Below are 13,092 nucleotides of genomic sequence, written 5' to 3'. Positions count from 1 at the left end.
GCATGACAGGAGTTCGCGTGAATCAGTTCCCCGCCGCCGCCGGCAAGGTCGAGAACTCGCCTTACCAACGGTTAGCCGCGCTCGGCATAACGCTGCCGCCGCCACCGCCGCCGATCGCCAATTTCGTGACGCATGTGCTAGAAGGCAACATGCTCTATCTGTCAGGCCAGGGCCCGCGCGAGGCCGATGGCTTCCTGCATGCCGGCAAGGTCGGCGGCGGAGTTGGTGTCGAGGAAGCTTACCGACATGCGCGGCTGACCGGCATCAACCTGCTTGCCGTCATGCATGAAGCGCTTGGCGATCTCTCCCGCGTCAGGCGGGTGGTCAAGCTGCTCGGCATGGTCAATGCCGTGCCCGAGTTCGAGGATCATCCGAGCGTGATCAACGGCTGCTCGGATCTGTTGATCGCCGTCTTCGGCGCGGCCGGCGAACATGCCCGCTCGGCCGTCGGCTTCAGCTCGCTGCCCGGCAATATCACCGTTGAGATCGAGGCCATCGTCGCCTTGCATTGCTGAACGTGCTTTCGTGTTTGGAGTGGTCTTCGGATGACTTTTTTCTATTTTAGCACGCATCCTTCCCCCGGCTGCTCGACACTGCCACATGGTCGCGCCATGTTCTGCCCTTCCTCCCAGACTTCCGGAGATCTTCATGCCCGATGATATCAGACCTTCGCTCGGCCTTCGTCCCGTCATCAATGTGTCCGGCACGATGACCAGCCTCGGCGCCTCGATCGTCGTTCCGCAGGCGATCGAGGCGATGGCAGCGATCCTGCCGCACTTCGTCGAAATCAACGACTTGCAGCGCAAGGCAAGCAGCATCATCGCCCGGCTGACCGGCGGCGAGGCGGGTTTCGTCACCGCCTCCTGCTCGGCCGGAATTTCGCTTGCCGTCGCCGGCGCAATCACCGGCGACAATCTGCTGGCGATCGAGAAACTCCCGGACGCCGTGCCGGAGAGGAACGAGGTGCTGGTGCAGATGGGCCATGTGGTAAGCTACGGCGCGCCGGTCGACCAGGCGATCCGGCTTGCCGGCGGCAAGGTGGTGCTTGTGGGACAGGCGACCTCGACGCATCGTTTCCACATGGAAAAGGCGATCACCGACAAGACGGCTGCTGCCGTCTTTGTCGTTTCCCATCATGTCGTCGATTATGGCCTGCTGAACCTCAAGGAATTTATCGAGATCGCCCATGCCAGGGGCATTCCCGTCATCGTCGATGCGGCCTCGGAATATGACCTGAGGACCTTCCTGGAGCAGGGGGCCGATATCGCGCTCTATTCCGGCCACAAGTTTCTCGGCGGCCCGACCTCGGGTATCGTTGCCGGCAGCAAGGAACTGGTGCGGCACGCCTTCCTGCAGAATATGGGGATCGGCCGCGGCATGAAGGTCGGCAAGGAAAGTATCTTCGGCGTCATGGCGGCGCTGGAGGCGTGGGAAAGGCGCGATCATGCTGGCATCCGCGAGCGCGAGACCGGCTATCTCAATCTTTGGAAGAAGACGCTCGACGGTCGCCCCGGCGTCACCCCGCTGATCGAGCCCGACCCGACCAACAATCCGCTCGATCGGCTGCGCCTCATCGTCGATCCCGAAGAGGCGCATATCACCGCCTGGGATCTGGCCGATGCGCTCGCCAAGGGCAGTCCGCCGATCATCGTGCGCGATCATGAGGTGGAGCACCGCTATTTCTATCTCGACCCCTGCAACCTGCATCCGGGCGAAGAGATAATCGTCGCAAACCGTCTTGCTGAGGAGCTCGACAAGGCGCGCGCCTCCAACGAGATCATCGCCACACCGATCGAAAACCGCAGCCGGCACCGCTTCGACGGATTGCTGCGCTGGCCGGATTGATCGACCGTTCTCATCCGCCGCAAGAGGAGCCGATATGGCCAACGCCCAAGCCCAGCCGATCGAGAGATTGAGCCCCGTTCTTTCCGTCGACCGGCTGACTACGTCCTTCCTGGTCGACGGCGCCTGGAAACCGGTCGTGCGCGACGTCTCCTTCACCGTCGCGGCCGGTGAAACTGTGGCGATCGTCGGCGAATCCGGCTCGGGCAAGAGCGTCACCTCGCTTTCGATCATGCGGCTGCTGCAGGCGGAGACGAGCCGCATCGAGGGCCGCGTCATGCTCGGCGGCCGCGACCTGCTGGCCCTGCCGGAACACGCGATGCGGCAGGTGCGCGGCAATGAGGTGGCGATGATCTTCCAGGAGCCGATGACCTCGCTCAATCCGCTCTTCACCATCGGCAATCAGATCTCCGAAGCGCTGCTCTGCCATTCCGCTATGAGCAAGGCCGATGCCAGGGCCGAGACGATCAGGCTGCTGGAAAAGGTCCGTATCCCCTCAGCCGCCTCGCGCTTCGACGAATATCCGCATCGTTTTTCCGGCGGCATGCGCCAGCGGGTGATGATCGCCATGGCGCTCGCCAGTCGGCCGAAGCTCTTGATCGCCGACGAGCCGACGACCGCACTCGACGTGACGATCCAGGGGCAGATCCTCGATCTCATCAAGCTGCTGCAGGAAGAGGAGGGGACTTCTGTTCTCTTCATCACCCATGACATGGGCGTCGTCGCCGAGATCGCCGACAGGACCGTGGTGATGTATCGCGGCGAACAGGTGGAAAGCGGCGCCACTACCGATATCTTTCACCGCGGCAAACATCCCTACACAAGGGCGCTGTTGTCAGCCGTGCCGGTGCTCGGCTCGATGCAGGGCCGGCAGAGGCCGCTGCGCTTTCCCTTGGTTAACACCGCGACGGGCGAATCGGACATTCCCGCCGAGGCTGCCGATACGGTCGCGGCGAAGCCCGTCCTGCAGGTGAAGAACCTCACCAAGCGCTTCGACATCCATTCCGGCCTTTTCGGCCGGCTGACCAGCCGCGTGCACGCGGTCGAAAACGTCTCCTTCGATCTTCATGCCGGCGAGACGTTGTCGCTCGTCGGCGAATCCGGCTGCGGCAAATCGACGACGGGGCGAGCCATCATGCGCCTGATCGAGCCGCAGGCGGGTTCCGTTCTCGTCGAGGGCAGGCAGGTGCTCGGCCTCGACAGGAAGGAGCTGCGCGAGATGCGCAAATCCGTGCAGATGATCTTCCAGGATCCCTTCGCCAGCCTCAATCCGCGCATGACGGTGGGGGCTGCGATCGCCGAACCCTATCTCGAACACCGGATGGGCAATGCGAAACAGGCAAGGGAGGTCGTCGCCGACCTGCTGGTGAAGGTTGGCCTGTCCGCGGATATGGCGGCGCGCTACCCACATGAATTTTCCGGTGGCCAACGCCAGCGCATCTGCATCGCCCGCGCGCTTGCCTTGCAGCCGAAGGTGATCGTAGCGGACGAAAGCGTCTCGGCGCTCGACGTCTCGATCAAGGCGCAGGTCATCAACCTGATGCTGGATCTGCAGCAGAGTCTCAACCTCGCCTTCCTGTTCATCTCGCATGACATGGCGGTGGTCGAGCGGGTCAGCCACCGCGTGGCGGTGATGTATCTCGGCGAGATCGTCGAGATCGGCCCGCGCGCCGCCGTCTTCGAAAATCCGCAGCATCCCTATACCAAGAAGCTTATCGCCGCCGTGCCGGTGCCAGATCCCGACCGCCGCCACGAGAAGCGGATGGCGGCGAACGACGAGATCAAGAGCCCGATGCGCCCGGTCGACTACGCCCCTCCGATAGCCTCCTATCGCGAGGTCGGGCCGGGCCATCTGGTCATGGCCGAGCGCTCGTCCGGGCTGGGAGTTGCCTAACGGATCAGCGGCGCATAAAGCAGATGCGGAGACAAATGCTTGGAAAGCCGCACCGATGAACAAGACAGAGTATTTTTCGACGCTCGGCGGCCTGCCGCCGCAGACCCAACTGCTTTCCGGTAAGGCCGTTTTCACCACGGCTTACGCGGTCATCCCCCGCGGTGTCATGAGCGATATTGTCACGAGCCTCCTTCCGCATTGGACGGGAACGCGGGCATGGGTACTCTCACGGCCACTTTCCGGTTTCTCCGAAACCTTCTCGCAATATGTGATGGAAGTTCAGCCGGGCGGCGGAAGCGACCGGCCGGAGCCCGACAAACGAGCCGAAGCGGTGCTCTTCGTCGTCGAAGGCGGCATGACGGTTGAGCTCGAGGGCGTCAGCCATGCGCTGCGCACCGGTTCCTTCGCCTATCTTCCGGCCGGCTCGGCTTGGCGCCTCAAAAATGATGGTTCGACCGCGGCGATCTTCCATTGGGTCCGGAAGGCATTCCAGGAAGTCGAGGGGCTGGAGCCGCCGCCGGCAATTTTTACGCATGAGGATGATCACCCGATCCAGGCCATGCCCGACACCGACGGCCGCTGGGGCACGACCCGCTTCATCGATCCGGCCGATGTGCGCTACGACATGCACGTCAATATCGTGACGCTGGAGCCGGGTGCTGTGATCCCCTTCATGGAAACGCACGTCATGGAGCACGGCCTCTATGTGCTGGAGGGCAAGGCGGTTTATCGTCTGAACCAGGATTGGGTCGAGGTCGAAGCCGGCGATTTCATGTGGCTGCGCGCCTTCTGCCCGCAGGCCTGCTACGCCGGCGGTCCCGGCCGCTTCCGCTACCTGCTCTACAAAGATGTCAATCGGCATATGAAGCTCTGGTAAGCGGCTTCGCATAGGCCGCACACGAGGCATGCCCGCACCTGTCCGGTTGCTTGACAGCTCTCCGGTTAACACGCATCGTCCTTCGATGCGGGATATGGATTCATGGCTGTCGGAGAAGAACGAAATCAACCGAAGAAACGCTGCCGAAGCGGTCTTCGAAGATATCCGCACGGCCATTGTGGATCAGAAACTGCCGCTCGGAAGCCGTCTTCCCTCGGAGGTGCAACTGGCCGAACGCTACGGCATCAGCCGGGCGATCGTGCGTGAAGCGCTTCGCTCCCTGCAGACGCTGGGCTTCACGCAAACCCGAACCGGCCGGGGCACCTTCATCGTTTCGGACAGCCCCGCGCGGCAGCTCGGCGGCGGCGCCTATTCCGCCCGCGACCTGATGGAAGCGCGGCCCTGCATTGAAATCCCGGCAGCCGGCTGGGCGGCATTGCGTCGTTCGGGCGAGCAGCTGGCCCGGCTGACATCCTTGTGCGACCGAATGGATGAGGAGGAGGATGTCCAGAAATGGGTGCGGATGGACGCGGCCTTTCATGGAGAAATCGCGGAGGCTTCAGGCAATGCGATCTTCCGGAAAGTCGTCGCCGATGTTCGCGGCGCGCTCTCGACGCAGTCGGAACTGGTCGAGCATGTTCGCGGGCGGCGCAAAAGGTCCAATGCGGAGCACCGCCGAATTCTGGAGGCAGTTGCTGCAGGCAGCGAGCAGGATGCGCGGGCGGCGATGGCAGAGCACCTGCTGGAGGTGAAGCGCTCCATCATCGGGATTTCCGATGAAAGGCGAACTGCCCAGAAGGCATGATTTCAAATTTACGCCCGGATATCCCGTGCGGCCGATCGAATGCAAGCGATGAACGATCTAGAAAACTGGCTGTCCGATTCCGCGACCCTCAGTCGCAAAAGCGCCTCGGAACTTGTGTTCGAGGAATTGCGCAGCCTGATCCTTTCCGGCCGTTTTGCCGCCGGTTCGAAACTTCCGTCAGAAGCCAAGCTCGCTGCAAAATATGGCGTCAGCCGACCGATCGTGCGGGAGGCGCTGCGCTCGCTGCAGATTTTGCGGCTGACGGAGACACGAACGGGCAGCGGCACATATGTGCTTGCGGCTGCCGGCGACGGAGACATCAGTTACGGCGATTATTCGGCGCGTGATCTGAGGGAGGCGCGGCCTCACGTCGAGGTGTCGGCCGCCGGCTGGGCGGCGCTGCGTCGAAACCATGACGAACTGTCCGGGTTGCTCAGGCTTTGCGACGAGATGGAGCAAGAGGAAAATACCGAGGCCTGGGTGCAGCTGGATTCGGAGTTTCATGGACTGATCGCCGCTGCATCGAAGAATGCCGTCTTCCGCGATATCGTCGATGAGGTTCGGGAGGCGATGGCGCAGCAATCCGGCCTTCTAACGGTGTTAGGGCCGCGGCGGCAGGAGTCGAACGATGAGCATCGCGCAATCGTCGAGGCCATCCGCGCAGGCTCGGACATCGAAGCCCGGGCCGCGATGGAAATCCATCTCCAAAAGGTGGAGGCGGCGGTCAATCGCATCATCGGCGCCGAACCGCGCTAAGCGGCGCCAACGCTATCGGAGCCTTCTGACACACCGTTGCGTCCGCATCGGTAGCTGCCCGATGGGCGAACCGGCTTCCATTTATGCACATCCTCGAACGAAGGAGCTTGACGGAGGTGTACGTTTCCATCTACTTCGCTAAACCTGTCAGACCGCATAGCAGATTGACATGTTGTCGAAGCTGCGCGGAGGGGCGGCCGGGGAGGCTGCCGAACCCAAGAGGGAGGAGAAATGACAGTGATGGAATCCACCAGAACCGAGGCCGATGGGCAGATTTTCGCCGAGGAGGATCTCGGTTACAAAAAGGCACTGAAGCCGCGGCAGATCCAGATGATCGCCATCGGCGGAGCGATCGGCACCGGGCTGTTTCTGGGCGCGGGCGGGCGGCTTGCCGCTGCCGGTCCGGCGCTTGTGCTGGTCTATGCCTTGTGCGGCTTTTTCGCGTTCCTCGTTCTCCGGGCTCTCGGCGAACTGATCGTGCACCGCCCGACTTCCGGTTCGTTCGTTTCCTATGCCCGTGAATTCTACGGTGAAAAGCTCGCCTTCGCGGTCGGCTGGCTCTACTGGTTGACCTGGGCGATGACGGCGGTCGCCGATGTCACCGCCGTGGCTCTCTACATGAATTTCTTCAAGGCCTACGTCCCATGGATCGCCATGATCGATCAGTGGGTCTTTGCGCTGGCGGCGCTGGTCCTCGTTCTCGCCATGAACCTTCTGTCGGTAAAGGTGTTCGGCGAACTGGAATTCTGGTTCAGCCTCGTCAAGGTTCTCGCTTTGGTCGTCTTCCTGCTTGTCGGGGTCTACTTCGTTGTGACCGGCACGCCGATCGACGGCCACGCTCCGGGCCTCAATACGATTGTCGACTTCGGCGGCATGTTCCCGAACGGAATCCTGCCCGCGCTTGTGGTGATCCAGGGCGTGGTTTTCGCCTATGCCTCGATCGAGCTGATCGGCACCGCCGCGGGCGAAACCGAAAATGCGCGCAAGGTCATGCCGCGCGCGATCCGAACGGTCGTGCTGCGCCTGGTGGTCTTTTATGTCGGCTCGGTTCTGCTGCTGTCGCTGCTGCTGCCCTATACCGCCTATAAGGGCGGCGAGAGCCCGTTCGTGACCTTCTTCGGCAAGATCGGCGTTGAAGGCGCCGACGTCGTCATGAACCTCGTCGTGCTGACCGCGGTCCTGTCGTCGCTCAATGCCGGCCTTTATTCGACCGGCCGCATCCTGCATTCCATGGCGATTTCGGGCTCGGCGCCGGCCACGCTGGCGAAGATGAACAGATCCGGCGTGCCCTATGGCGGCATTGCGGTGACGGCTGTCGTGACCGCCTTCGGCGTCGTGCTGAACGCCGTCGTTCCGGCAGAAGCGTTCGAGATCGGACTGAATGTCGCCGCGCTCGGCATCATCGCGGCATGGGGCGTGATTGTTCTGTGCCAGCTTAAGCTGTGGCACCTGTCGCGTCAGGGCAAGCTGGCGCGGCCCGAATTCCGGATGTTCGGCGCGCCCTATACCGGCGTGCTGACGCTCGGCTTCCTTGCGGTCGTCGTGATCCTGATGGCGCTGGATTATCCGGTCGGCACCTACACGGTCGCGTCGCTGCTGCTGATCATTCCGGCGCTGGTGGTCGGCTGGCTTCTGATGCGGGAGCGCATCCACATGATCGCGGCAGAACAAGGCGACGATCGCGGCGGTTTCGATCTGGCCTGACCGGCGCGACAGCAAGGCTTGCCCCGGCGCCAAATGCCGCCGGGGCCGCTTCAATGGAGAGAGAAATGATCCCGAGTGAGGATTTCGTCGTCACCGACCGTGGCGGCATCGTCGAGAACCGCCATCGCGTCCATGCGGCGGTCGTTGATGCAGAAGGCCGGCTGCTTTATGCGCTGGGAAACCCGAGGCGCCTGACGCTTGCCCGGTCTGCCGCCAAGCCGGCCCAGGCGCTCGCCATCCTGGAGACGAGTGGGATCGAGCGTTACGGCTTCGATGACGCGGATCTCGCGCTAATATGCGCTTCGCACAGCAGCGAAGAGCTGCATATCGCGCACACGCGGACCATGCTGGCGAAGATCCGGGCAGAAGAGGCCGATCTTCGCTGCGGCGGCCATCCTTCCTTGTCCGAAACCGTGAATCGCGCCTGGATCAGGCAGGACTATACGCCGACGGCGGTCTGCAGCAACTGTTCGGGAAAACACGTTGGAATGATTGCAGGCGCCCGGGCCATCGGCGCGGGCGTCGAAGACTATCACCTGCCGGATCATCCGATGCAGGTGCTCGTGAAGCGTACAGTCGCCGAACTATGCGATCTTGATCCGCAGGACGTGGAATGGGGGATCGACGGATGCAATCTGCCGACGCCCGCCTTTCCGTTGGATCGCCTGGCGCGCCTCTACGCCAAGCTTGCTTCGGCAGCAGATCGGGGCGAGGGGCAGGAGGGTTTGTCGAGGCGAGACGCAGCACTCGCTCGCATTTTCCGGGCGATGGCGCGCCACCCCGAAATGGTCGCGGGCGAGGGGCGTTACTGCACAGTGTTGATGCGCGCGTTCAACGGCGCGCTGATCGGCAAGCTCGGCGCCGATGCCAGCTATGCAATCGGTGTGCGCGCCTCGGATGACACCAGGCAATTGGGGGCGGATGGGGCGCTCGGCATTTCGGTCAAGGTCGAGGATGGCAACATCGAAATCCTCTACGCGGTTGTGACGGAAATCCTCGATCAGCTCGGCATCGGTTCGCCCGAACTCCGCCGAGAGCTTGCAACGTTCCATCGTCCCAAGCGGGTGAACACCATGGGTGTTTCGAGCGGTGGCGTGTCCTTTCCGTTCAGGCTGCGCATACCGGAGCCGGAGGGGGAGTAGTCCAGTCCTGCAGCTTTGATACAATGACGCTTCCGGACGCGGCAATTCTGCCGCGCCTTAACCGATCATCTCTCCGGCCTGCCGCCGCATTTCAGGTCCGCAGCGCCGCTTTCGAAAGTCCAGCCATGACTATCTCCGATATTGCGAAAATCCGCGTCGAGCATGACCTGATCGGCGATCGCGAGGTGCCGGCCTCGGCCTATTACGGCGTGCATACGCTGCGTGCGGTCGAGAATTTTCCGATCACCGGTCAGACCCTGCGGGAATCGGCGGACCTGATTGCGTCGCTCGCTGCGATCAAGCAGGCGGCGGCCCAGGCCAATGCAAGCCTCGGCCTTCTGGACCGGGCGCGCGCCGACGCCATTATTGCGGCTTGTATCGAGATCCGCGACGGTGCACTGCACGACCACTTCGTTGTCGATCTGATCCAGGGCGGCGCCGGCACCTCAACCAACATGAACGCCAACGAGGTGATTGCCAACCGGGCGCTTGAAATCATGGGATATGGGCGAGGGGATTATCAGCACCTGCACCCGAACGAACATGTCAATCTGTCGCAATCCACCAACGACGTCTATCCTACGGCCCTGAAGCTCGCTGCATGGATCGGCGTTCATCGTCTCGTCGACGCCATGGCGATTCTGCGGCGATCGTTCGAGGCCAAGGCGATCGAGTTTGCCGACGTCCTCAAGATGGGCCGCACCCAGTTGCAAGACGCCGTGCCGATGACGCTGGGGCAGGAATTCGGAACCTATGCGCTGATGCTGGCAGAGGACGAGGCGCGCCTCTTAGAAGCCGTCTCGCTGATCCGCGAGATCAATCTTGGCGCCACGGCCATCGGCACCGGCATCACGGCCCACCCGCAATATGCAGCGCTGGTGCGCGAGCGCCTGTCTGAGATCGTCGGGGTCGATCTGGTGACGTCGCCGGATCTGGTGGAGGCGACGCAGGATTGCGGATCCTTCGTGCAGCTGTCGGGCGTCCTCAAGCGCGTCGCGGTCAAGCTGTCCAAAACCTGCAACGACCTGCGGCTTCTGTCTTCGGGGCCGCGCGCCGGGCTGAACGAGATCAACCTGCCGGCGCGCCAGGCGGGTTCGTCGATCATGCCGGGCAAGGTCAACCCGGTCATCCCGGAAGTCGTCAACCAGGTGGCTTTCGAGGTCATCGGCAATGACGTGACGATCACCATGGCGGCCGAGGCGGGCCAGCTCCAGTTGAATGCTTTCGAGCCGGTGATCTTCTACAGCCTCTACCGCAGTCTCAGCCACCTGACCAATGCCTGCCTGACGCTCGAGGCCAACTGCATTCAAGGCATCACCGCCAACCGTGACCGGCTGCGCCAGACAGTCGAGCACTCGATCGGCATCGTGACGGCGTTGAACCCCTATATCGGCTATCGCAATGCCACGGAGGTCGCGCTGGAAGCACATCATTCGGGGCGGGGAGTCTATGAAATCCTTCTCGAACGCGGCCTGATGCAGAAGGAGCATCTCGATGCGGTCCTGCGCCCGGAAACGCTGACGCGGCCAAGTGAGAAGCTTTCCTTCTCATAAGGCATGCGGCTCATTTGCACTTGCGAAGACCGGCCGATGAAGCTCTGGTCGCTTCATGGGCCGGGCAACACTCATATGTGCGCGGTCACGCCGCCCTTGCTTGCGGCTTGGCAGCCTTGACATGCGTTATGCTGCGGCGGCCATCGATGCTGACGGGAACATCGCCATCGACCGTGGCGCGGCGCACGACGCGGTGCTGGTCGCCATAGTCGTTGACGGCATAGTGCTGGGTGGCGCGATTGTCCCAGATCGCCACATCCCCGGCTCTCCAGCGCCAGCGCACGGTATTTTCCGGGGCGGTGACGTAGGACTGGAACACCTCGTAGAGTGTTGCGGAGTCGCTCTTCGACAGGCCGACAAGGCGCTGAACGAAGTTGCCTAGGAGCAGCGATCTTTCGCCGGTTTCCGGATGGACACGCACGACCGGATGCTCGGTTTCGTAGATGGTCGACGTGAAAACTTCCTCGAAATGCTTCTTCTCTTCGGCGGTGGCGCGAGGGCGAACGGCCGCATAATCATAGGCATTGCTGTGAATAGCCCACAAACTGTCCGCCAGCAGTTTGAGCGGCGCCGGCAGGCTTTCATAGGCGGCATGGGTGTTGGACCAGATCGTGTCACCGCCGGCTGCCGGGATGACGACACCGCGCAGGACGGAGAATTTGGGATAGGCGTCGACGAAGGTGACGTCGGTATGCCACTGGTCCGCCCTGCCGCCGCCGCGGCTGGAATCGAGATTGAGGATGGACGCCGTGCCGGCGACGGGCCCCTGGGTTGGATGCGGCACGAGATCGCCGAGCCGGCGTGCAAAGGCTTCCTGTTCGGAATCGTCAAGATGTCCCTGATCGCGGAAGAAGATCACCTTGCGTTTGAGCAGAAGCTGGTTGATGGCTGCCACCGTTGCATCCGAAAGATCTCCGCCAAGACGAACACCTTTGATTTCGGCGCCGACGCGGCCGGTCAGCGGGACGACATCGGACTCGGGTATGATCTGATCGACGAGAACCGGATTGCTCATGAAAATCTCCTGTTGGTGTTGAAGAAGTCGGCAGGTCACCTGCGCCCGCAGAAGGATTCTTCGGGTGTTCGAAATCTCATCGCTGAAAGTCGACAGGTCTATGGAACCGTATAATCTATAAAATCTGTAGACAATAATTTCTAATTTTGCCTGTTTTCCTGAAACAGCCGTCTTCGATTTCCTCGCCGGGAGGGAGGCTGGCGGCCGCTGGAATTTCTTCGTATCTTCCGCCGGCAACATGGGCTCGCGGAGCAAACATCGTGCTCAAGGCCGTGTATCGGCAAACCCGAAAGGAAAATCGATGGCAACAGTCAAACTCCTGTCGGACCAAGAGGCCGCAGCCATTCCAGCCGTGCAAGCGGTGTTCGACGACATCAGGGCGACACGCAAGACCGATTTCATCAACAATTTCTGGCGTGCACTTGCAAACGATCCGGCAAATCTCAAGCGAGTATGGGAGACGCTCAAATCGGTCATGACCGTCGAAGGCGCGATTGATCCGTTGACACGGGAGATGATCTACATCGCCGTGTCGACGGCCAATGCCTGCCAGTATTGCATTCAATCCCACACCGCAGCTGCCCGAGCCCGCGGCATGACCGATGCCCAACATGGCGAACTTCTGATGATCATCGGCCTTGCCGCGCAGACAAATCATCTCGCTCTCGCCATGCAGGTTCCCTCAGATCCGGAATTCGAGGTGCGATAGGAAACGACGTTGCAGATCAAGCACATGCAACCATGCGCGACAGGGCGCCCTACGCCGGGGTTTACTCCGGTTTACCTAATCGCGGTCAACGCCTGGATGTGAGATACTGAATATGCGGCAGATCGCCCGATCTGCCCGATTGTTGAGGAGGATGTCCTATGCCACTGTTCATAATCACAGGGTGCTATTCAGCCGCGGCAACAAAGGGAATGATCGCCGATCCATCGGACCGGGAAGCGGCGGCCCGTGCCATCATGGAAGCAGCAGGCGGGAAGCAGCATTCTTTCTACGTCACGACCGGCGAAACCGACTGGATGGTAATCGCAGAATTCCCCGACGGTGTTGACCTGATCCCCGCGCTTCTTGTCGTCGGCGCTTCGGGAGCAGTATCGAATATCAAAACCGTGCGAGCGTACACAGGTGCGGAATTCAAGGCCGCTCAAGAAAAGGCGGGCAAAATCGCATCTGCCTACAAAGCTCCGGCAAAATAAGCAGACCACTCGTTGAATTATCTTGGGCAGCGGATGTTCGATCCGCTGCCGGTTCGTTCCGGCATCGCCTGACAGGCGGAGAGGTCAGGCATTCGGGCAGGAGAGTCATAATCCAAAATTATTGGTGCACAGTCCAAGAGTGCTTGACCGAAGTCCAAAATCATCTGGCGACACTCAGAAACAGGACACTTCAACTTTGAACCCACCCCGGTGGAGAAGCTAACCCAAGTGCATCATGCCTGTTTTGCAGGATAGGGGATCACCCATCTTCGCGCAAATGCGCCATAAATACCTCGGTCGGTGT

At 61.6% G+C, this 13,092-nt stretch carries 12 protein-coding genes; 11 read left to right on the top strand and 1 reads right to left on the bottom strand.

The window, feature by feature from the left end:
• Nucleotides 1-2: 2 nt before the first annotated feature.
• The 9 genes from FHT70_RS11605 to aspA all read left to right on the top strand — a co-directional run bounded on the left by FHT70_RS11605 (nt 3) and on the right by aspA (nt 10,573).
• Complete coding sequence (locus FHT70_RS11605) at nt 3-515, top strand: RidA family protein (protein WP_097600757.1); 513 nt, start codon at nt 3-5, stop codon at nt 513-515.
• A gap of 133 nt (nt 516-648) precedes the next feature.
• Nucleotides 649-1,845, top strand: a complete 1,197-nt coding sequence (locus FHT70_RS11600) for an aminotransferase class V-fold PLP-dependent enzyme (protein WP_097600756.1) — start codon at nt 649-651, stop codon at nt 1,843-1,845.
• A gap of 34 nt (nt 1,846-1,879) precedes the next feature.
• Nucleotides 1,880-3,736, top strand: a complete 1,857-nt coding sequence (locus FHT70_RS11595) for an ABC transporter ATP-binding protein (protein ID WP_183701077.1) — start codon at nt 1,880-1,882, stop codon at nt 3,734-3,736.
• A 55-nt stretch (nt 3,737-3,791) separates the two neighbouring features.
• Nucleotides 3,792-4,613: a bifunctional allantoicase/(S)-ureidoglycine aminohydrolase gene (locus FHT70_RS11590; protein ID WP_183701075.1), complete on the top strand. Its 822-nt coding sequence runs from the start codon at nt 3,792-3,794 to the stop codon at nt 4,611-4,613.
• 85 nt (nt 4,614-4,698) lie between these two features.
• Nucleotides 4,699-5,418 carry a FadR/GntR family transcriptional regulator gene (locus FHT70_RS11585; protein ID WP_183701073.1) on the top strand — a complete coding sequence of 240 codons (720 nt, stop codon included), beginning with the start codon at nt 4,699-4,701 and terminating at the stop codon, nt 5,416-5,418.
• Between the two features lie 48 nt (nt 5,419-5,466).
• Nucleotides 5,467-6,174: a FadR/GntR family transcriptional regulator gene (locus FHT70_RS11580; protein ID WP_183701072.1), complete on the top strand. Its 708-nt coding sequence runs from the start codon at nt 5,467-5,469 to the stop codon at nt 6,172-6,174.
• A 231-nt stretch (nt 6,175-6,405) separates the two neighbouring features.
• A complete protein-coding gene (locus FHT70_RS11575) occupies nt 6,406-7,878 on the top strand; it encodes an amino acid permease (protein ID WP_183701070.1) in 1,473 nt (490 codons plus the stop codon).
• Between the two features lie 65 nt (nt 7,879-7,943).
• The gene (locus tag FHT70_RS11570; RefSeq protein ID WP_183701068.1) at nt 7,944-9,020 is read left to right on the top strand and encodes an asparaginase; all 1,077 of its coding nucleotides are present in this window, start codon (nt 7,944-7,946) and stop codon (nt 9,018-9,020) included.
• Nucleotides 9,021-9,145: 125 nt separating this feature from the next.
• Nucleotides 9,146-10,573 (top strand): aspartate ammonia-lyase, encoded by a 1,428-nt coding sequence (aspA, locus tag FHT70_RS11565; RefSeq protein WP_097600889.1) that lies wholly within the window; start codon nt 9,146-9,148, stop codon nt 10,571-10,573.
• 85 nt (nt 10,574-10,658) lie between these two features.
• Here the strand turns inward: aspA and FHT70_RS11560 are convergent, their stop codons facing one another.
• Nucleotides 10,659-11,588, bottom strand: coding sequence for a TauD/TfdA family dioxygenase (locus FHT70_RS11560; protein ID WP_183701066.1), 930 nt, complete (start codon nt 11,586-11,588; stop codon nt 10,659-10,661).
• Between the two features lie 301 nt (nt 11,589-11,889).
• Between FHT70_RS11560 and FHT70_RS11555 the strand changes: the two genes are divergently transcribed.
• Both FHT70_RS11555 and FHT70_RS11550 read left to right on the top strand, forming a co-directional pair.
• Complete coding sequence (locus tag FHT70_RS11555) at nt 11,890-12,297, top strand: carboxymuconolactone decarboxylase family protein (protein ID WP_183701064.1); 408 nt, start codon at nt 11,890-11,892, stop codon at nt 12,295-12,297.
• A 158-nt stretch (nt 12,298-12,455) separates the two neighbouring features.
• A complete protein-coding gene (locus tag FHT70_RS11550; RefSeq protein WP_097600749.1) occupies nt 12,456-12,788 on the top strand; it encodes a GYD domain-containing protein in 333 nt (110 codons plus the stop codon).
• Nucleotides 12,789-13,092 lie beyond the last annotated feature (304 nt).

This window comes from Rhizobium sp. BK049, from assembly GCF_014193135.1.
GTDB lineage: Bacteria > Pseudomonadota > Alphaproteobacteria > Rhizobiales > Rhizobiaceae > Rhizobium.
This window is presented reverse-complemented; position numbering and strand designations above follow the sequence as displayed.